General features: G+C 40.1%; 16 protein-coding genes. 7 read left to right on the top strand and 9 right to left on the bottom strand.

Features of this window, described 5'->3' with window-relative positions:
• Nucleotides 1–138: 138 nt before the first annotated feature.
• Nucleotides 139–1,143, bottom strand: coding sequence for a helix-turn-helix domain-containing protein (locus I6E82_RS01710; protein ID WP_231616845.1), 1,005 nt, complete (start codon nt 1,141–1,143; stop codon nt 139–141).
• Nucleotides 1,144–1,574: 431 nt separating this feature from the next.
• Between I6E82_RS01710 and I6E82_RS01705 the strand changes: the two genes are divergently transcribed.
• The 5 genes from I6E82_RS01705 to I6E82_RS01685 all read left to right on the top strand — a co-directional run bounded on the left by I6E82_RS01705 (nt 1,575) and on the right by I6E82_RS01685 (nt 6,257).
• Nucleotides 1,575–2,306 (top strand): DUF2306 domain-containing protein, encoded by a 732-nt coding sequence (locus I6E82_RS01705; RefSeq protein WP_231616844.1) that lies wholly within the window; start codon nt 1,575–1,577, stop codon nt 2,304–2,306.
• Nucleotides 2,307–2,625: 319 nt separating this feature from the next.
• Nucleotides 2,626–3,774 (top strand): hypothetical protein, encoded by a 1,149-nt coding sequence (locus I6E82_RS01700; RefSeq protein ID WP_197116530.1) that lies wholly within the window; start codon nt 2,626–2,628, stop codon nt 3,772–3,774.
• 621 nt (nt 3,775–4,395) lie between these two features.
• Nucleotides 4,396–5,334: a hypothetical protein gene (locus I6E82_RS01695; RefSeq protein WP_197116528.1), complete on the top strand. Its 939-nt coding sequence runs from the start codon at nt 4,396–4,398 to the stop codon at nt 5,332–5,334.
• Entirely contained in the window at nt 5,327–5,689 is a 363-nt protein-coding gene (locus tag I6E82_RS01690) for an STAS-like domain-containing protein (RefSeq protein ID WP_197116526.1), read from the top strand. The genes I6E82_RS01695 and I6E82_RS01690 overlap by 8 nt, the downstream gene beginning before the upstream one ends.
• A complete protein-coding gene (locus tag I6E82_RS01685; protein WP_197116525.1) occupies nt 5,676–6,257 on the top strand; it encodes a hypothetical protein in 582 nt (193 codons plus the stop codon). The genes I6E82_RS01690 and I6E82_RS01685 overlap by 14 nt, the downstream gene beginning before the upstream one ends.
• Before the next feature lie 754 nt (nt 6,258–7,011).
• On the opposite strand, the gene I6E82_RS01680 is transcribed toward I6E82_RS01685, so the two are convergent.
• From I6E82_RS01680 to I6E82_RS01655, 6 genes are all read right to left on the bottom strand, one after another.
• Nucleotides 7,012–7,296 (bottom strand): addiction module antidote protein, encoded by a 285-nt coding sequence (locus I6E82_RS01680; protein WP_024596316.1) that lies wholly within the window; start codon nt 7,294–7,296, stop codon nt 7,012–7,014.
• 5 nt (nt 7,297–7,301) lie between these two features.
• The gene (locus I6E82_RS01675; protein WP_197116523.1) at nt 7,302–7,598 is read right to left on the bottom strand and encodes a type II toxin-antitoxin system RelE/ParE family toxin; all 297 of its coding nucleotides are present in this window, start codon (nt 7,596–7,598) and stop codon (nt 7,302–7,304) included.
• A 306-nt stretch (nt 7,599–7,904) separates the two neighbouring features.
• On the bottom strand, nt 7,905–10,796 hold the full coding sequence (gene gcvP / locus I6E82_RS01670) for an aminomethyl-transferring glycine dehydrogenase (RefSeq protein WP_197116521.1): 2,892 nt from the start codon (nt 10,794–10,796) through the stop codon (nt 7,905–7,907).
• 161 nt (nt 10,797–10,957) lie between these two features.
• Entirely contained in the window at nt 10,958–11,347 is a 390-nt protein-coding gene (gene gcvH / locus I6E82_RS01665; RefSeq protein WP_002958029.1) for a glycine cleavage system protein GcvH, read from the bottom strand.
• A gap of 73 nt (nt 11,348–11,420) precedes the next feature.
• The gene (gene gcvT / locus I6E82_RS01660) at nt 11,421–12,503 is read right to left on the bottom strand and encodes a glycine cleavage system aminomethyltransferase GcvT (protein ID WP_121955113.1); all 1,083 of its coding nucleotides are present in this window, start codon (nt 12,501–12,503) and stop codon (nt 11,421–11,423) included.
• Nucleotides 12,504–12,620: 117 nt separating this feature from the next.
• Nucleotides 12,621–13,220 carry a hypothetical protein gene (locus I6E82_RS01655; RefSeq protein ID WP_197116519.1) on the bottom strand — a complete coding sequence of 200 codons (600 nt, stop codon included), beginning with the start codon at nt 13,218–13,220 and terminating at the stop codon, nt 12,621–12,623.
• A 126-nt stretch (nt 13,221–13,346) separates the two neighbouring features.
• On the opposite strand from I6E82_RS01655, the gene I6E82_RS01650 reads away from it, so the two are divergent.
• Nucleotides 13,347–14,198 (top strand): LysR family transcriptional regulator, encoded by an 852-nt coding sequence (locus I6E82_RS01650; protein ID WP_197116517.1) that lies wholly within the window; start codon nt 13,347–13,349, stop codon nt 14,196–14,198.
• Between the two features lie 188 nt (nt 14,199–14,386).
• On the top strand, nt 14,387–16,543 hold the full coding sequence (locus I6E82_RS01645; protein ID WP_197116515.1) for a TonB-dependent receptor family protein: 2,157 nt from the start codon (nt 14,387–14,389) through the stop codon (nt 16,541–16,543).
• A gap of 531 nt (nt 16,544–17,074) precedes the next feature.
• Here the strand turns inward: I6E82_RS01645 and rlmB are convergent.
• Nucleotides 17,075–17,818 (bottom strand): 23S rRNA (guanosine(2251)-2'-O)-methyltransferase RlmB, encoded by a 744-nt coding sequence (gene rlmB, locus I6E82_RS01640; protein ID WP_007378377.1) that lies wholly within the window; start codon nt 17,816–17,818, stop codon nt 17,075–17,077.
• The gene (gene rnr, locus I6E82_RS01635; protein ID WP_197116513.1) at nt 17,815–20,310 is read right to left on the bottom strand and encodes a ribonuclease R; all 2,496 of its coding nucleotides are present in this window, start codon (nt 20,308–20,310) and stop codon (nt 17,815–17,817) included. Before rnr ends, rlmB begins: the two co-directional genes overlap by 4 nt.
• Nucleotides 20,311–20,485 lie beyond the last annotated feature (175 nt).

Raw genomic sequence — 20,485 nt, 5'->3', positions numbered from 1 at the left:
ACGCATTCTCATACTCTATTCGCAGCGGTCTAAACATATTAATTAACTCAATGAGCAATAAACTATAAACTTAGAGCATTGATATAAAGTTAAAATTAGACTCTTTTGTTTTATTTACAGCTAACTAAACATAGCTGGCTAATCAACAAGCTCCCGTATACCTTTATTATAGTAGCCACCGTTTTGTTTTCGATACTCATTAGGAATGTCACCCACAATACTTTTAAACACACGATTAAAAGTCGCAAGAGAAGAAAAGCCACTCTCAAGTGCTATGCTTAAAATACTCCACTCTTTGGTCTGATCGTTTATTAATAACTTTTTTGCATACTTAACGCGGTATTGGTTAATAAATAAATTAAAGTTAGCTGCTTTATAGTGATAGCGGATTGCTCGGCTAACTTTGTACTCAGGCACCATTAGCGCTTGTGCAAAATCTGAAATTTTGAGGCTGGCTTTTAAGTAAAGCTGCTGCTCATTGATAAGCTTTGTAATGCCAACTATCAATTCAGACTCTACATCTTGATTGCAGTTTTCATTTAGATTAAATGTGTCATTGTTAATAGTGCCAATATCATCTTTTTGCTTAAGCGCTTGGTTATTTATTACTTTTGCTTGAAGCAGCATAACTCCCTGCATTGCAAATACGATTAAAAGTGCAGATGAAGTTATGATAATGGGGTTATACAGCTCAATTTCAGCCGCACTAAAGATAAACTTAGGAAAAATACTTGCATTAAACACAGCTAAAACCCAAGCGCTCCCAAAGATGACTGATTGCATTTTTTGTGACTGTGTTTTTTTACTATAACCTCTAAACGCCTCCCAAAAAGAAAGCGCAAGGATACTTGATGAAAGCAATATGGTGACCTCATTCACCCCTTGCTTTAAGCGCCACATTATATCACTGGTAGGTAAAGGCTGAGGATCAAGGCTCACTAAGTAGTGCCATGTTTGATTAAACATGATCAAGCCGGCAATGGTTGCAGCAAAAGCCACATGCCTGCGGGAAATTGGCGAATGCTCACGAAATAACGTCCTTGCAATCAGCCATGAAACATTACATGTTGCGCAAGTGAACAACCCGATTAGATATTGATACGCGCCAATACTTTGCGCACTGAGCTTTTGTGCTGCCACCATACAAAGGGAGCCACAAAATATCACAAATAAATAATGAACCAGCTGCTTATCTTTTTTCAGCGCATTTAAAAACATTAACCCCATACAAACAAAAAGAAGAAGATAATAAGGGGAATAATTTTGCATAATAGCGTGCTCTTAAAATGACGTTTTAACCAACAACGTGGCCTGAATTACATGGTACAAATTAACATGCATGTTGGCAAAAAAACTTTGTTAGTGAATGTGTCTATACCGCCCTAGCTAATTACAAAAAATTATCAATATATCGTTGCTCAAATTCCGAATTTGAGAAGCAATCACCATGAAAGTCTTTATATTTGGGCTACTGAAAAGATTTTCTGGAAAAGTACATGTTAATGCAAATAATAAAAAAAACGCCCAATGAGCTACTTGAGATGAGTAAAAAAATGTGGTTCACATGCCTGTTGATGGCACAAATCTGCTTTGTTATTTACCTCTCCTTGGGATACGGGCTTACGGGGGTCACTACGGGAATATCTGGCTGGAGTCGTCTAAATAGCACCGCCTATGTTGCCAGCGATCCCACCGGTAATTCAATGTACGCTCTGCATGTGTTACTCGCCATCGTGATGATAATTGGCGGTAGCTTACAGCTAATACCCGCAATAAGAGCAAAGTATACTAAGTTTCACCGCTATAATGGCCGCGTGTTCGTAATGTTAGCCTGTACCATCTCTTTAGCAGGTATGTACCTTATGATAGCCAGAGGAACCGTTGGCAACACCTTGATGCATGCGTTGACTATGTTTGGTGGTTGCGTGGTTATTTTAGCGAGTATATTAGCCGTACAAGCGGCCAGAAAGCGGAATATCACTAAACATAAAATTTGGGCTATACGTTTATACCTTGCAGCAAACGGCGTTTTATTTTTTAGGCTGATGATTTTTGCCTGGTTTTTAATATTCGGCTCACTAGGAATTGATACTGTAACGTTTACAGGTCCAACCGTGTTAACTATTAGCGTATGTTCTTATATTATGCCGCTGCTTACAGCTGAGTTAGTAAGGTATGCAGTTATAACGTCTAATAGAGTAATAATAATCGCCACCGCTGCTTCAATGATGTTGATATCCATTGTATTTCTAGTCGGCTTATTTGGTGTAGTGTTTGCAAGTTGGTACCCAGCGATAGTTGGCTAACATACTCAATAATCATTGAAGAAGAAGAGAGAACGATATAGGTGGACAAATACAGTGTAAAAAAACAGTTAAAAAACGTCATCACTTAAAAAGTGTATTTTTTATTCTATTCATAGCGGTCTAGACATAGTAATTAACTCAATGAGCAATAAACTATAAATCTAGACCCTTAATATATTAAGCCAAATTTGCCTCCCCTTGGTTTTTAACAAACAACAAAAGCAAATATCAGTCGATTCAACGTTAATTGGTTGCCCTAAGTTAGCAATAGTAGGATAGTAAATTACACATAAAACAATAGCTTTATCTTAGGAGTATTATGATCAAAGTATTATTAGCGACCAGCTTAATTGCCTCTTCATTCGCTGCTTTAAGTAATCCTTTAACTGTTGAAGAACAGCGTATCAACAAAGCCCAATCAGCAATGCCAAGTGTTTTAAATGCATTTACCCCACAAGTATCAAGTTTTGAGCAACAATTTAAAGAGTTAAACGACTTTAAAAGTGCAAAAATTTTAGTACAAAGCTTTAGCTTTGAACTATGGGAAAACGCAAAACAACGCATAGCAAAAACCAGTAACTACGACGACCGAGAGCTCTACTGGGCACGCCTGCTTTCAAGCAAAGTAATACGCACAACTTCACCTAAATTTTCAATTACGCAGGCTCAACTAAATACTTTATTAACCATACTTGAAGAAGGCAGCAGAGGACGTACCGACCTTGCTTTTTCATCAGGCAGCACTAAAAAAATATTACTAACGGGCTTTGACCCATTTTTACTCGATAGAAACATAAACCAAAGTAACCCCTCAGGTGTTGCAGCGTTATTACTCGACGGCCAAGTTATTAATTACAACGGTATCAGCGCAGAAATAAACACCGTTATGGTGCCTGTACGCTACGAAGACTTCGATCAAGGCATAATAGAATCGCTACTTGCCCCCTACTACGCACTTAATAATGTAGACATGGTAGTAACGGTAAGTATGGGCAGAACAGAATTTGATTTAGAGCACTTTCCGGGTAAACGCCGCAGTGTAACCGCCCCCGATAATGCCAATATTGTGTATGGCGGCACGCAAACAAGCCCAGTGATACCAAAGCTTAATGGCCGACCACTCCCGGGCAACGAGTTTGTAAAATTTAGCTTGCCAGTAAATTACATGCAACAAGCTAAAGGCCCTTATAAGGTTATCGACAATCATGAAGTCACCACGCTTGAAAAAACCTATAAAGCGGGTTCGTACGGCGAGCTTAAAAATAGTATTGCGGTTAATGGCGGCGGCGGTGGTTACCTATCTAACGAAATATCGTACCGGAGTATTCGCCTGCGCGATGCGCTTAATTCAAGTATACCTACAGGACATATTCATACCCCACGTATACAACAATTCGAACCTGAAACAGAAGCTAAAATAGTAAAACAAATAAAGGCAATTATAGAGCAAAGCTTAGTCGCGCTATAGTTTATAACAACTAGTTTAAGCGCATAATAAAGGGCAATAATATTGCCCTTTATTTTCTCTCGCCCTCTCCCACGGTTAATCACATGGTAAACGCATTATTAAACTCTATTCGCAGTGCTCTAGACAGAGTAATTAACTCAACGAGCAACAAACTAAAAACCTAGGCACTTGATGTGTAGTCAAAATTTAGTGCCTTTGGTTCCACTAGAAAGTCGACTTTCTGCACAAATATTACGGGGCTTTGGGGAACTGCATGAAGGCTAAATCCTTTTATCATGCTATAGAAATAATTAACCCCTCGCAGGGCGCTGAGCTTACGGGTAGCGGGAGGGGTGTTGTTAAGCGTAACTATAGAGCTTAAAAGTATAATTTCAAGATATTTATAGTTTGACTGATATTGGCGCTAAACGATGACTGAGATTTAAGCTACGTTGTATATTGATATCAATCGATGTAATTACTAGGTACGTAGTCATATTTAAATTGAGTCTAAATAATAAGAACTATTCTTAATAAACAAGTGTTTAAAATTCAAAGAACTTACATTTTTCTTTATTATTTTCCTGAAACTGATAATCTTATTTGATAAATATTTATAAATAAAAATAATAGGTTGGATAATTGAATAATCGACTAAAAGAATATTACTCAAGACTAGATAATAAACTTTCTATCAGTGAGCATAAAGGTCGAATTCACTTTAATGTAAAAGAAAAGTTATGTATATATGGAAAAGAGCAGAGAGATTACACTCTCAACTTAATGCGCAACCTAAGCGGTTGGGCAATCAAAGAAAATAAGCCCGTCCATCTAAATTTAAAAGATTGTTCTGATATAACAGCATCGGCTCTAGTTTTGTTATTTGGAGAAGTTACTCGAATTAAAATCCACTTTGAAAATGATATGATGGTTACTGTTGCGTTACCTTCAGATGCTTATTTATTGGATATACTAAACCAAATAGGCTGGACTAAAGCGATTAATTTAGATTATAGAAACCTTATATCACTTTTTGAGAATGATGATACATTCCAAACGCTCAGCGACCCAAATAAAGCAATGATATCAATAGCCTGCCGACTTAAGAATTGCGGCGTAGTACTAAACTCACCAGAAGCAAAAGTATTCTCTAAAGGTGTTAATGAAGCGATGTTAAATGTCATTCATCATGCTTATAATAATGAAGAAAAACCTTTAGAAGGAATTGGCAGAAGATGGTGGCAGGCCTGTTACGTTACCGAAAGTGGATCTATGGTTTTTATTATCTGTGATTTTGGGCAAGGAATTTTAAGCTCTTTACCGAAAGACAATTTATCTGAAAGGTATGAAGATCACCTTGCAAGAGCTATGGCGATAGGAGTAACGTCTACAGATGATAAAGATCGAGGTAAAGGTTCTGGTGATATAGTACAGGCAGCAGAAATAAGGAAAGATTCAACTTTATTTGTTGCGAGTAATAACGGTATATATGGTAGGATTGCTGATAGTAAGATTGAAAAAGACGAATCAATAATTCCTATGTTAGGTACCGTAGTAGAGTGGGAAATAAGCTATGAGTGAGGGTATTATGGAATACAAAATAAACTTAGCGAAAGACTTCTCAGAGTTTCCATTTGGTCGCTATAAAGATACTGACGGTGAGTTTACTGGTGAAGCATTTAGAGAAGATCACCTTAGACCAATCTTAATTAAGATTAAGAGTGAGGATACCCTTTTAATTGATTTAGCTGACGTAGCTATAGGAATAGGCTCCTCTTTTTTAAATGAAAGCTTTGCCGGCGCAGTCAAAAAAGGTTACATAGACAAAGAGAGTTTCTTAAAAATATTAAAAATAAAATGTGATGATGATCTATATGAAAAAGAAATAAAAGAGTACATTATAGATGCGACCATGAACAAAAATGCAAGAAGCTAATAGTTCTATTGATATTGCGGCCCTTTTATTTAGTGGAATTATTTCTTTTTCTATAGCTGCATACGGGTGGTACCTATTAAATAAAAGGGCAAATAAAACAGCACTAAGAAGTGAAACTTTTACTCTTATATCAAGCGTAAGAGATATACTTACGGATATTGAAGAACTAGCTGAAAATCAGTTGGAAAATTATACTGGCGTAGATCCAAGTAAAAAAAGTCTAGTTTACTCTCAAATTTTAGAATCAAAATTTTTAGCAAAATTTCAATTATTACAATCTAGATTAGAGTATTTAGAGTCAAAGCTGGTTAAAGTCCCTGACAGTTTCAAAATATCTTTGAGGCAGGCAATGACTCTAGAAAAAATAGACAGCCCTATGAAATTTAGCAGAGTCTTATCTAAATCCCAAGAATTGCAGCAAGAAATACATCACGCTTTCGATTGTAGTTACAATGAGAAGCCTGGATTATTCGTTAAAAATGAGGCTAGGTTGTTATTTTTAAGTTTCGCTCTCCTGCTAATTCCTATGGTACCTATGATTGTAAAGTTACTAGAAATATATGGATAGGAGCTAAAATAGTCAAATATTGACTTCATATATCAAGCCTTCTCAAATTTGTAATTTGCTCTGTTCAGCTGTAACTATTAACTTATTTAGCCTACATACTACTTGAGATTATGCTGAATAATGCTTTACTTTAAAAATATATAAACTCAGACCTTGCACTTTTTCTACCCTGATTTTAATAAATAACTCAGCTTGTCTGACCAAGCCAACTCATCTGTAAGCCGTAAATCTATAGATTCTGATTAGCGAGGAAAGCCTTAAAAGGAAGTTCATGGGACAGGTCTTATTTCTTGCCAAGACCAAGTACGAACCTCAAGTTTAATCGCCTTCCCCGTCATTACGCCCTGAAAATAAGCAATTGATGAGTGATGTCGCGCATGGATGCGCGATAAGGCGAAACTAGGCCATGGATGGCCTATCTTCGCCGTTTACGTTCACATCAATTAATTATTTGAAGGATTAAGCGTGATGCTCGGGTGGCGCTGAGAGTGTCCAGAGAGGGACCAGCGGCAGCCCCTCTTTGGCTGCCGTCGCCAGCGCGACAAAACCTTGAATAAGGTTTCTAATATTTAAAAAGCGCGAAAGGCATTCACATTATCGGTGACGATAACCTCAGACACCTATTCAAATACTTATTCGGGCTGCCGCCCGCGCGTCAGCAAGCTAAACGCCTACAATAAATAACACATACTCTCGGCTTTTAAGCGAGTAAGTATATTTGCGATTTGTTGGGTTTCGTTGCACTCTACCCAACCTATGCAATTTGTGTTGTAAGGCGAAAATTAAGTGCTTTCATCACTTTAAAAATCGTTTCCCAACGTGGCTTGGTTTTACCATTAACTGCTTTATATAAGCTTTCACGATTTAAGCCCGTTGCTTTAGCAATATCACTCACGCCATGTTTTTTAACTAATAAGCCAAGTGCTTCAATAAAGGTATTTGGATCATCATCAGCTAAACACTCTTCTAAAAATGTATTAATTTCTTGCTGTGTTTCCATATAGTCAAACGGGTTAAAATCTGATGTTTGTAGCGCCATAATAATTACTCCAATTCACTTAAAAGGGCTTTTGCTTTGGTAATGTCTTTACCTTGTGTGCCTTTGTGTCCACCATTGAGTAGTAAAATAACTTCACCGCCTCTAGTTATGTAATAAACACGATAGCCTTTCCCTACGAAAATTCGCATTTCAGATACGCCACCACCAACAGATTCACTATCGCCAAAGTTACCGTTTATGGCGCGTGTAATATGTTTAGCTATAGCCATAAAAGCTTGACGATCTTTGAGCTTTTTAAGCCATTTATCGAACTCGTCGGTTTTCTTAATACGATATTTCATAAAACAATTGTAGCCCAAAGGCTACATGCGTGCAATTTTATTTAAGGGATACCGAATTTTGATTTAACAATCAACGCGTCAGCAAGCTAAACGCCTACAACTAATGACACATACTATTAGCTTTTAAGCGAGTAAGTATATTTGTGATTCGTTGGGTTTCGTTTCACTCTTCCCAACCTACGTTCATATGATTAATGGCGAATCACCACACACAAAAAAGCCGTTGCATTGCTGCAACGGCTTTTTTAATTTTGATAAATTCCCAAACTATAATGGGACTTACTTACCATGGAATTTTTTCAAAAATTAATCGCGATAAGTCTCTACCGCTGGGCATGAACATACTAAGTTACGGTCGCCGTATACGTCATCAATACGTGTAACGGTTGGCCAGAACTTGTTTTTAGCCACTGCAGGCACTGGGAATGCAGCGTAAAAACGGTCGTATGCGCGGTCCCATTCGTTACCTAACACGTCGCCTTGTGTATGCGGTGCAAACACTAGCGGGTTGTTTTCGATTGACCATTCGCCAGAGATTACTTTTTCAATTTCGCCTTTAATTGACACCATTGCTTCGATAAAGCGGTCAATCTCACCTTTTGATTCAGACTCAGTTGGCTCAATCATTAATGTGCCAGCAACTGGGAACGACATAGTTGGTGAATGGAAGCCGTAATCTTGCAAGCGCTTAGCTACGTCCATTTCAGTAATGCCTGATAGCTCTTTAAGCGGGCGTAAGTCAACAATACATTCGTGAGCAACACGGTTGTTACGACCACGGTATAAAATTGGGAAGTGTTTGCTTAGCTCATGCGTTAAGTAGTTAGCATTAACAATTGCCATTTCTGTGGCTTGTTTTAAGCCCTCGCTGCCCATCATGGTGATGTAAGCCCATGAAATAGGTAAAATAGCGGCTGAGCCGTAAGGCGCTGCCGATACTGCACCATTACCGATGTTAGTACCTGGTACGTTAATTACGCTGTGGTTTGGCATAAACGGCGCAAGGTGCGATTTAACACCAATTGGGCCAACACCTGGACCACCGCCACCATGTGGAATACAAAACGTTTTATGCAAGTTTAAGTGCGATACGTCTGAGCCAATAAAGCCTGGGCTTGTTACGCCAACTTGCGCGTTCATGTTTGCGCCGTCCATGTAAACTTGGCCGCCGTGCTCATGAATAATGTCACAAATTTCGCGAATCGTTTCTTCGTATACGCCGTGCGTAGATGGGTATGTGATCATGATACACGATAAGCTTTCAGACACTTCTTCAGCTTTCGCTTTTAAATCGGCCATGTCTACGTTACCGTTTTTGTCGCAGTTAACTACCACAATTTTCATGCTCGCCATTTGCGCTGATGCAGGGTTAGTACCGTGCGCAGAGCTTGGGATTAAACATACATTGCGGTGTGCATCCCCGCGTGACTCGTGATATTTACGAATCGCGATTAAGCCTGCATATTCACCTTGTGCACCAGAGTTTGGCTGAAGTGATACTGCATCGTAACCGGTAATGTTTACTAGCCAGTCGTGTAACTCGCCAATCATTATTTGGTAACCCTCTGCTTGATCCAGCGGGCAGAATGGGTGAAGGTTTGCAAACTCAGGCCACGTAATTGGGATCATCTCAGCAGTCGCGTTTAGTTTCATGGTACATGAGCCTAACGAGATCATTGAGTGATTAAGCGATAAGTCTTTGCTTTCTAGTCGCTTGATGTAGCGAAGCATGTCTGTTTCGCTGTGGTAGCTGTTAAAGTTTGGATGCGTTAGTACTTCGTCATCACGTACTAAACTTGCAGGAATTGACTCGCTGCCATTTGCTTCAACGTCGGCTGCAATAGCGTCAACACTTAGGCCATGGCCTTCGCCTAAAATAATATCGAATAACTCAGCGATATCTGCACGTGTTGTTGTTTCTGATACCGAAATTGAATACTCGCCTTCGTGGTTTGTTGCAAAGTTTACGCCTTTTGCAATTGCACGTGCTATTACGTCGTCTTTACTGTCATCTGCAATTGTTAGCGTATCAAACCAAGTGCTGTGCTTAAGTGCGATGCCTTTAGCTTTTAGGCCACTTGCTAAAATATCAGCAAAGCGATGTATACGCTGCGCGATAGTTTTTAAGCCTTGTGGGCCGTGGTACACCGCGTAAAACGCTGCCATGTTGGCAAGTAATACTTGCGCTGTACAAATGTTTGAGTTGGCTTTATCGCGGCGAATGTGTTGTTCGCGCGTTTGCATTGCCATACGTAGTGCGTCGTTACCTAAACGGTCTTTAGATACACCAATAATACGACCTGGTAATGAACGTTTGTATGCGTCACGTGTTGCAAAAAATGCAGCATGTGGGCCGCCGTAACCCATAGGTACGCCAAAACGCTGAGCTGAACCAAGAACTACGTCTGCGCCTAATTTACCCGGTGCCTTTAATAGTAATAAACTCATTATGTCGGCAGCAACACAGGCAATGGCCTTTTTGCTTTGTACGCCAGCAATTAGGTCAGTTATATCTACCACTTCGCCTGATGTAGTTGGGTATTGGAACAATGCGCCAAAAATGTCGTGATTTACGGCATCTTCTGCTTTACCTACAATTATTTCAAAACCAAACTGCTCGGCACGCGTTGTTACTACGTCGATTGTTTGTGTGTGTACGTCGTCGGCAATAAAAAAGGCATTGGCTTTTTTAGCTTTTGATACGCGTTTTGCAAGGCCCATAGCCTCTGCAGCGGCTGTTGATTCGTCAAGTAGTGATGCACTTGCTAAATCAAGACCAGTTAAATCTAGGGTCATAGTTTGGAAGTTTAATAATGATTCTAAACGCCCTTGAGCAATCTCTGGCTGATACGGTGTGTACGCTGTATACCAACCTGGATTTTCTAGTACGTTACGTAAAATTACGTGCGGTACGTTAGTTGGGTGGTAGCCTTGGCCAATGTACGATTTGAAAACTTTATTTTTGCTGGCTACTGATTTTAGGTAGCTTAGTGTTTCAACTTCAGTACGGCTTTCGCCAACTGTTAGCGGTTGTTCTAGACGAATGCTAGCCGGTACAGTTTGGTCAATGAGCTCTTGCACACTCGATACTTCTAAAGCACTTAGCATATCGCTTACTTGTGCTGGGCTTGGCCCAATATGGCGGCGAATAAAATCTTGCTTTTGCTCTAGTTCTTCAAGAGATTTGGCGTTTGACATGAATCCAGATTCCTATGATCCTAAATGCTAATGGGTAACTAGCATTAATTAAAATATTTGACGATTTAACAGCCCACTCAGTATGGGGTTGTGCGCTGTAAAATCATAAAAGCCCCATTTTTATACATTAAACGGGGCTTTTAGTTATCTTCAAAAAATGATTATTCTTCGTCGATAGTGTGCGAGTAACCTTCAGCGTCTAATAAGTTGTCTAGCTCAGACTCGTCAGATGCTTTAATACGGAATAACCAACCGTCGCCGTAAGCGTCGTTGTTTACTGTTTCAGGTGAGTCTTCAAGCTCTTCGTTAATAGCAACAATTTCGCCACTGATAGGTGCGTAAATGTCTGATGCTGCTTTAACTGACTCTGCTACTGCACAGTCTTCGCCAGCGTCTACTTCGTCGCCAACTTCTGGTAATTCAACAAATACCATGTCGCCAAGAAGTTCTTGTGCATGCTCAGAAATACCAACAGTAAATGTACCGTCGCCCTCGTTACGAACCCACTCGTGTGAAGGTGCGTATTTTAACTCGCTAGGAATGTTGCTCATTTTATTTGTCCTTTGGTTTATATTGGGAGGATACCAATCACAATAATTATTGTGATTGGTATAACCAAATTATTTAAATTATTGATTTACCGTTACGTACAAAGCTAGGCTTTACTACTTTAACGTTTACTAATTTTTTACGCATTTCTACTTGAGCTGTATCCCCTGTTGAACGTGGTACACGTGCAAGGGCTACACTAAAACCAAGTGTTGGTGAAAAAGTACCTGATGTAATAATACCTATCCCACCGTCAACAATTACTTTAGAACCGCTTCGCAAAACGCCTTTTTCTTCAAACACTAAGCCAACTAGTTTGTCAGTGCTTTTTTCTGCGCGTTGCTTAACAAGTACGTCACGACCAATAAAGTCGCGATCCTCTGGTTCCCATGCAATGGTCCATGCCATGTTAGCTGCAAGTGGTGATACGCTTTCGTCCATATCTAGGCCGTAAAGGTTCATACCTGCTTCTAAACGTAGCGTGTCGCGTGCACCTAAACCAGCAGGCTTAACACCTGCGTCTAGCAGTTGTTGCCATAAATCGGCTGCTTGGTCGTTCGGTACTACTATTTCGTAACCGTCTTCGCCAGTATAACCCGTTGTGGCAATAAATAAATCACCTACTTGAACACCAAAAAACGGCTTCATACCTTCAACAGCTGCTTGTTGCTCAGCATTTAAAAGAGTGGCTGTTTTTGCTTTAGCGTTAGGGCCTTGTACTGCAATCATTGCAAACTCAGGGCGCTCTGTAACCGTTACGTCAAAGTCGCTCGATACGTTAGCTAAATGCGCTAGGTCTTTTTCGCGCGTTGCTGAGTTAACAACTAGGCGGTAAAAGGTTTCGCTAAAGAAATAAATAATTAAGTCGTCTATTACACCGCCTTGCTCGTTAAGCATGCCTGTGTAAAGCGCTTTACCTGGTACGGTTAATTTTGCAACGTCGTTAGCTACTAGCTTACGTAAAAATGCTTGTGCTTGAGGCCCTTCAATATCAACAATAGTCATGTGTGATACGTCAAACATACCTGCGTCGGTACGCACGCTATTGTGTTCTTCTATTTGTGAGCCGTAGTTGATTGGCATTTCCCAGCCATGAAAATCAACCATTTTAGCGCCCGCTTCTAGGTGCTTAGCATGTAGTACAGTTTTAGAAGTCATAACATTCCTTCACGTTTAAATTAACCCTGTTTAGGGCGTGGCTTAAATAGACTTTAATTGCTTAATCGCAATTAAAAACAGGTAAACATTGTTATGTTCACCTGTTGTTTGTATTCGTTATGCGGCTTCACTATGCATAAGTGCAAAACCTTGCGCTTGCATGTAGCTTTGCCATTTTTGTAATTCTTGTTGTTTAGCGACTAATACAAAGTGTTGTTCGTCGTTTTTATCAATGGCGGTAATAAATACATCACCACTTTGCGCACCGTAGCATAGTTGCGCATTTGATAAGCGCAAACCTGGTGTTAATTTAAAAGCATTAACTAGAGTATCAAACGCATTGTCGCCACTTAAAATAAAGCTTGCTAGGTCGGTGCGTACTACATAATCAATATCAAAACGTAGTTGTTGCTCGTTTATAAGTGCTTGTAGTTGAAGGCTTGCGTTGTGTGGCAGTACGAATCTAAAGGCGGTTTCGCTAAAGTAATAAACAGCAAAGCTGTAGTCAGAATTATAGTCGCCATCAAGCGTGCCTTTTAAGCCTAAACCGCTGGCGTTAAGCATTGTTAAATCAAGGCCTAAAATGGTACTTAAAAATACACTGGTTTCGGTGCCGCTAAAATCCATTACAACGTGATTGTTGTTAGTTTGCAAAGCGTTAGTAACCGCACTACTTGCGTTGCTGTGGCGGGCAAACATTATTGGGTTAAAAGTCATAACAAATACCTGTGTATTTTCGATTATAAAAGTATATTGCCCACGCCTACCAACAACAAATTGTAATTTTTTATCAATTGATAAATAATACTTATATATATAGCTATATAAATTGTAATTTTAAATATGAAAAACATATCAACCGATGCTTTACGTACTTTTGTAATGGTAGTTGAAATAGGTGGTTTTGCTAAAGCCGGCGATTTACTTGGCCTGTCGCAACCAGCTGTTAGTTTGCAAATAAAGCGCCTAGAAGACGTGCTTGGCTATAAACTATTTAAAAAACAAGGACAGCGCCAAGTATTAAACCAGTACGGCGAGCTATTATTGCCTATGGCAAAACAAATGATGCAACACAACGATGCTATTTTGCAGCAGTTCACATCAGAAAATATCGCGGGTAAAGTGCGCTTGGGTATTCCGAGCGAGTTTGCAGCGCGTATTTTACCCTCAATTATTGGCGACTTTGTGGCGCTCTACCCTGAGGTATCGTTAGAGGTTAAATCGCGTTTAAGTAAACATTTACTTTCGGCCTCAAGGCAAGATCAGTTCGATTTAGTACTTGCGCTCAATGAGCGACTTAACTCTGATAAGTTTCCTATTTTTATGCAAGACGAACTGGTGTGGGTGGGCGACCTGTCACTTGCGCAAAACGACGTGGTTACGCTAGTTACCGCACCAGAGGGGTGTATTTATCGTCGCCGTGCAATTGATGCATTAAAAAGTGCGGGCATAAAATACCGAATTGTATATAGCAACGCCGATTTAACCGGCCTTATTGCTGCATTAAAAGAAGGCTTAGGTATTACCGTACTTGCTAAAAGCACAGTACCGAGTGAGCTTAACTATCAAGTTCAAACCAAACATTTACCCACTCTTGGTAATATTGGTATTAGTTTAATTAAAAGTTCGGGTGAATCTGATCATGCAGTAGATAAACTCGCGGAGTTTATAGCGCTACGTTTAGGTTATAGCTAATCAAAACTTTATAACGAGTAAAGCAATTACAAACTAATACAAAAGAAATAATTTAGTTAACAAAGTTGCATAAGTAGGTGCTTTTAGTTCTATTAAACTGAATAATTAAATACTTAATAACATTGATTCGTATTCGTTAACGTGTTCAAATTACGCCAATTAAGATAATTGACATGATTAGGAACACAATGAACCCTAAGTTTTTAGTATCTACCCTTGCAACTGCGGTTGCTTTGTCTTTTAGTGCTACTGCAATAGCAAAAGACACCAGCAATAAAGAACAACGCTTTGAACAAATTACCGTTATTGGCTCAGAACAAGCAATTAACGATATTCCTGGTTCGGCTACGTTTATTTCTGATGAAGAACTTCAAAAATTCAAATTTACTGATATTTCTCGCGTTTTAGCGTCTGTTCCGGGCGTTTACGTGCAAGAAGAAGACGGCTACGGCCTTCGTCCTAATATTGGTATGCGCGGCACAGGTACTGGTCGTAACGATAAAATATCAGTAATGGAAGACGGTGTATTAGTTGCACCAGCACCATATTCAGCACCTTCTGCTTACTACTTCCCTACTACGGGTCGTATGGAGTCTATTGAAGTATTAAAAGGCGCGGCATCAGTTAAGTATGGCCCGCGTACTACGGGCGGTGTTTTAAACTTACTTTCGCGCAGCTTACCTACTGAGCCAAATAGCTCAAAGGGTATGGTAGATGCTGCCCTTGGTGGTGATGGTTACTACAAAGGTCACGCTTACTTCGGTAAAGAAAAAAACAACACAGCAGGCTTAATTGAAGTATTTACTTACGGCGCAGACGGCTTTAAAGAGCTGCCAGTAGGTAATGATAACACCGGCTTTGAAAAAACAGATTTACTATTAAAGTTTGGCCATACGTTTGGTCAAAACGATGCGCATAATCTTGAGCTAAAAATTAAGTACTCTGACGAAACATCAGACGAAACATACATGGGCTTGACTGACGAAGACTATCAAGAAAGTCCTTACCGTCGTTATGCTGCATCGCAAAACGATGAAATGAATACTCGCCATAACGCATACCAACTTAACTACGCGTACCGTTTTGGTGATGGCTATGAATTTTTAGCTACGGCTTACTTAAACGATTTTCATCGTAACTGGTATAAAGCCAGCAAAGTAAGCGAAAGCTACCTTGAGCAATACAGTGAATTTGAAGCAAACCCGACAAGCGAAGGTATTGAAGGTATTGGTATTAAAGCTAATAACCGCGATTACCAAGCTAAAGGTATTCAGTCTGAATTACATATTCCTGCAGGCGATCACTATGTGACTGTTGGCGTACGTTACCACGAAGACGAAATGGATCGTTTTCAATGGGAAGACACATATACACTTAATCAAGACCTAAGCTTAACGCTTACAGAGCAAGGCGTTCCGGGCTCTGACAGCAACCGTGTAGATAGCGCAGAAGCAAGTACATTGTTTATTCAAGACGAGTGGACAATTGATGCATTAGTAGTAAGTGCAGGCCTTCGCTATGAAGACATTACTATTACGCGTGAAGAGTGGTCTAAATCAGATCCAACACGCAGCAACGGTTTAACTAAAGATGTGTCGAACGACACTGAAATTTTAGTGCCGTCACTAGGTGCTACTTACACGCTTAACGAAAACGTAACGCTACTTGCGGGCATTCAAAAAGGTTATGCACCAGCAGCACCTGGTAATGCTGACCAAGAAGAAGAAGAAAGTGTAAACATTGAGTTTGGCTCTCGCTTTAATATGGATGGCTTTAGCGGTGAAGTAATTGCGTTTTACTCAGACTACAGCAACATGCACGGTAACTGTACTGCAGCGGTTGGTTGTAGCGACGACAACATTGGCGACCAATACAACTACGGTGAAGTAGAAGTAGCGGGCTTTGAATTTAGTGCAGCACGTACGTTTGCAACTGATACAGCTATGTTCCCAGTTAAATTAACGTATACCTACACAGACTCTGAGTTTAAAAACGATTTTGATTCAGAAATTTGGGGCACGGTAGAAAAAGGTGATGCAATGCCTTACGTACCAGAAAACCAAGTAGCGTTATCGTTAGGTGCTGAGTTTTCTGCGTTTGTAGTTAACAGCCAAATACGTTACGTATCTGATGCGCATGCTAACTTAACGCAGTCGGGCTTAAACGCAATTGATAGCCGCGTAGTATGGGATTTAGCTGCTAAATACTTAATCGATGAGAATCAAAAAGTATACCTAAGCGTTGATAACTTGTTTGATAAAACATACGTTGCTAACCGTTCAAACGGTGGCATTCAACCAGGTAAGCCGCGTACAGTACAGATGGGCTACACTTATAGCTTTTAAGCTTAAAGCTGGTTAAACGGTTCACTAACAGCGTTAATAATTTTTTATGTAAGAACACTACACATCTAAATGATTGCCTTGTTATTAAACCGTTTACCTGCGCTTTGTATAGGATAAATGGTTCACTAACAGCGTTAATAATTTTTTATGTAAAAGCACTACACATCTAAATTATTGCCTTGTTATTAAACCATTTACCTGCGCTTTGTATAGGATAAATGGTTCACTAACAGCGTTAATAATTTTTTATGTAAGAACACTACACATCTAAATTATTGCCTTGTTATTAAACCGTTTACCTGCGCTTTGTATAGGAGAAATGGTTCACTAGCTGCGTTAAAAATAACTCATATAAGAACAACTATATTTCGTTATTTTTGCCTTGCTATAGGGTTATTTTCCTATCGCTATGATAGAGCATCAATTCAGTACAATTGGTGCAAAGTTAAAAGCGTAAGTTACAGATACAAAAAAGCCGAGATTGAATTTCAATCTCGGCTTTTTAATACATAAAACTTATCGTTTTATATATTAGTTATTTGCGTTACGTTGGCGTAATACTTCAAACAAACAAATACCGGTGGCTACCGATACGTTTAAGCTTGAAACAGTACCCGCCATTGGGATTTTAACGAGCATATCGCAATGCTCACGCGTTAAGCGTCGCATGCCCTCGCCTTCTGCGCCCATAACAATAGCCATTGGGCCTGTTAAGCTTGCATCAAATACGTGGTTATCAGTTTCACCAGCAGTACCTACAACCCATACGCCTGCATCTTTAATTTCGCGAAGCGTACGTGCAAGGTTAGTCACTTGAATAAGCGGTACTGTTTCGGCTGCGCCACAAGCAACTTTACGTGCTGTGCCGTTAAGCTTGGCAGAGCGATCTTTAGGTACAATTATAGCGTGAACACCTGCAGCGTCTGCACTACGTAGACATGCGCCTAAGTTATGCGGATCGGTAATACCATCAAGTACAAGTAAAAACGGTGTGTCTTCACGAGCGATTATTGCATCAAGATCTTTTTCGTTAAACGTTGGCGCTGCTTTTACGTTGGCAATAATACCTTGATGCTGCTCACCCTTTGATTTGCTATCAAGGGCTTTACGCTGCATAAACTGTACTGAAATACCAAACTTACGTGCTTCATCAATAATCGGAGTTGAGCGTTTGTCGTCACGACCTTTAAGGGCGTAAATTTCTACAAAGCGCTCTGGCTCGCTTTCTAAAATTGCTTCAACAGAGTGAAAGCCAAAAATTAATTCATTACTCACGTATTATCTGCTCCTGGGCTAGTACTTTTACGGGCATTTTTGCCAGCTCTTTTAGGCTTTTTAACTGCCTTCTTCTTCGGCTTTTTCTTTACGGCAGTGTCTGCTGCTTTTTTATCTGCGGGTTTAGTTGCAGACTTATTTGCAGGCTTGCCTTTATCTTTATTTGCTGGCTTTTTTTTACCTTTTGGTTTGTCATCACTGTGCGACTTTTTACCCGGTACTTTGCCTGCTTTTAATTGCGAACGCACACTTGCTGGCGCATGCTCAGATTTACCTGAACCTTTTTTTGGCGCACGACGACGTGAGTATCTGTCTTGTGCAACATCGCCTTTAAGCGTTAAGTTGATACGGCGATCGTCTAAACTAACCGACGCAACTTTTACTGTTACTTTATCGCCAAGGCGATAAACTTTGTGAGAGTGCTCACCTATTAGGGTGTGTTTTGCTGCATCATGCGCAAAAAACTCGTCGCCTAAATTAGTAACGTGAACAAGCCCATCAATTTGTAAATCGTCTAAACGAATAAACAAACCAAAGTTAGTGACCGATGAAATAACACCGTTAAATTCAGTGCCTACATGATCTTGCATAAACTCACATTTAAGCCAATCGGCTACTTCGCGAGTTGCATCGTCAGCGCGGCGCTCTGTGGTAGAACACTGCTCACCTAGTTGATCAACTTCGTCGTCGGTATAAGCGTATTCGCCAGACGTTTGCTGACCTTGTGCTTTTATAACTGCTTTAATAGCACGATGTACTACTAAATCTGGGTAACGACGTATTGGCGATGTAAAGTGCGCGTAAGCCGATAACGCTAAACCAAAGTGACCAATGTTATCTGGCTGATATACAGCTTGTTTCATTGAACGCAGTAGCATAGTTTGAATAAGTTCGGCTTCTGGGCGGTCACCTAGTCGCGCTAATACTTGAGTTATTTCTTTTGGCGTTGGCTCGTCGCTTAATGTGCTTTGAATACCTAACTCGCCTAAAAACTTAGTAAAGTTACCTAGCTTTTCGCTGTCTGGTTCGTCATGCACACGATAAAGAGCGCTTGCTTCGTGCTTTTCAAGAATTTTAGCCGCCGATACGTTGGCTAAAATCATACATTCTTCAATTAGTTTGTGCGCATCGTTACGAATAACAGGCACTATTGATTCTATTTTACGCTGAGCGTTAAATACAAAACGTGTTTCTAGGGTTTCAAACTCAATGGCACCACGGTCTTGGCGTGCTGCTTTAAGTGCCATATACATTTGCTGTAAGTCAGTTAAATGTGGCACTACGGCTGAGTATTCTTCGCGTAGTTTTTCGTCGTTTTGTAAAATGGCATTTACTTTGGTGTAAGTTAAACGTGCATGCGAGTTCATTATCGCTTCGTAAAACTTATAGCCCGAAAGTTTACCCGAGCTCGATACGGTCATTTCGGCAACCATACATAAGCGATCTACTTTTGGATTAAGCGAACATAATCCGTTAGAAAGCACTTTTGGTAGCATCGGAATTACTTGCTCAGGAAAATACACTGAGTTACCACGCAAAATTGCTTCTTTGTTAAGCGGCGTGTTCATTCCTACGTAATGCGATACATCGGCAATGGCAACCCATAAGCGCCAGCCACCCGATTTTTTAGGTTCACAGTATACGGCGTCATCAAAGTCGCGAGCGTCTTCGCCATCAATAGTTACAAGTGGTAAGTCACGTAAATCTACGCGGCCTTGTTTGTCAGCGTCTTCAACAAACTCACCTAGGTGAGCAACTTGTGCTTCAACTTCTTCTGGCCATACATGTGGAATATCGTGATTGCGCAGTGCGACTTCGATTTCCATACCTGGGGCTAAATGCTCACCAAGTACATCAATAATTTTACCTACCGCGTTCATGTTACGGCTTGGATTTTGAGTAATTTTAACCTGCACCATTTGGTTATGGCGGGCACCGTTTTCGTTGCCTGGTAAAATCATTATATCTTGCGTTATGCGCGGGTCTTCAGCTACCACAACGGCAACACCATGCTCTACAAAGTAACGGCCAACAATTGGCGCGCGCTCGTTAGTAAGCACTTTTATAATACGTGCATCGCATTTTGAGCCAGAGCCACGTTTAGTGCCTTTAGCTAGTACAATGTCGCCATGTAACACCATATTCATTTGGTGCTTAGCAATAAACCAATCTTTACTCTCGCCTTCAACTTCTAAAAAGCCAAAACCGTCTCTGTGGCCTATTACTTTGCCTTTGGTTAAACCGGCTTCGTCAATTAGGGCATAGCATTTAAATTTATTAAAATACAGCTGTCCGTCACGCTCCATAGCGCGAAGGCGGCGTTTAAATGCTATTTGGCGTTCGTCATCGTTTACTGCTAGTTCTTCACATAATTGCGCGTAGTTAGCAGGTTTTGAACGCTCTTGAAGGTGAGTAAGTATAAACTCACGACTAGGGACTGGGTTTTCGTACTTTTCTTGTTCTCGACTGAGATTTGGATCTTGGTTTGACATTCACTATCTTGTTAGTTGGTTATGTAGGTATTTTAACCCATATAGTTATAATGAGACAGGTAAAAGCGATTAAACTTTTAAGAAAGCACTTTTACCTTGCTGTTTATCTTGCTGTATAGTTTAAAAATCTAGCGCAATGGGGCTTAACGACCCCTTAACTGCAAAGTGTTTTCAT

Source organism: Pseudoalteromonas sp. NZS11, from assembly GCF_015864765.1.
Classification (GTDB): domain Bacteria; phylum Pseudomonadota; class Gammaproteobacteria; order Enterobacterales; family Alteromonadaceae; genus Pseudoalteromonas; species Pseudoalteromonas arctica.
The sequence above is the reverse complement of the archived record's forward strand: the minus strand, read 5'-3'. Positions and strand labels throughout refer to the sequence as shown.

Bases quoted from the DNA above. Each gene is read 5' to 3' on its own strand.
- I6E82_RS01645 (WP_197116515.1), top strand. From the start codon at position 14,387: ATGAACCCTAAGTTTTTAGTATCTACCCTTGCAACTGCGGTTGCTTTG.
- I6E82_RS01680 (WP_024596316.1), bottom strand. From the start codon at position 7,296: ATGGCGCTACAAACATCAGATTTTAACCCGTTTGACTATATGGAAACA.
- I6E82_RS01710 (WP_231616845.1), bottom strand. From the start codon at position 1,143: ATGGTGGCAGCACAAAAGCTCAGTGCGCAAAGTATTGGCGCGTATCAA.
- gcvH (WP_002958029.1), bottom strand. From the start codon at position 11,347: ATGAGCAACATTCCTAGCGAGTTAAAATACGCACCTTCACACGAGTGG.
- gcvP (WP_197116521.1), bottom strand. From the start codon at position 10,796: ATGTCAAACGCCAAATCTCTTGAAGAACTAGAGCAAAAGCAAGATTTT.
- rnr (WP_197116513.1), bottom strand. From the start codon at position 20,310: ATGTCAAACCAAGATCCAAATCTCAGTCGAGAACAAGAAAAGTACGAA.
- I6E82_RS01650 (WP_197116517.1), top strand. From the start codon at position 13,347: ATGAAAAACATATCAACCGATGCTTTACGTACTTTTGTAATGGTAGTT.
- I6E82_RS01685 (WP_197116525.1), top strand. From the start codon at position 5,676: ATGCAAGAAGCTAATAGTTCTATTGATATTGCGGCCCTTTTATTTAGT.
- I6E82_RS01705 (WP_231616844.1), top strand. From the start codon at position 1,575: ATGGCACAAATCTGCTTTGTTATTTACCTCTCCTTGGGATACGGGCTT.
- I6E82_RS01675 (WP_197116523.1), bottom strand. From the start codon at position 7,598: ATGAAATATCGTATTAAGAAAACCGACGAGTTCGATAAATGGCTTAAA.
- I6E82_RS01690 (WP_197116526.1), top strand. From the start codon at position 5,327: ATGAGTGAGGGTATTATGGAATACAAAATAAACTTAGCGAAAGACTTC.
- I6E82_RS01700 (WP_197116530.1), top strand. From the start codon at position 2,626: ATGATCAAAGTATTATTAGCGACCAGCTTAATTGCCTCTTCATTCGCT.
- I6E82_RS01655 (WP_197116519.1), bottom strand. From the start codon at position 13,220: ATGACTTTTAACCCAATAATGTTTGCCCGCCACAGCAACGCAAGTAGT.
- gcvT (WP_121955113.1), bottom strand. From the start codon at position 12,503: ATGACTTCTAAAACTGTACTACATGCTAAGCACCTAGAAGCGGGCGCT.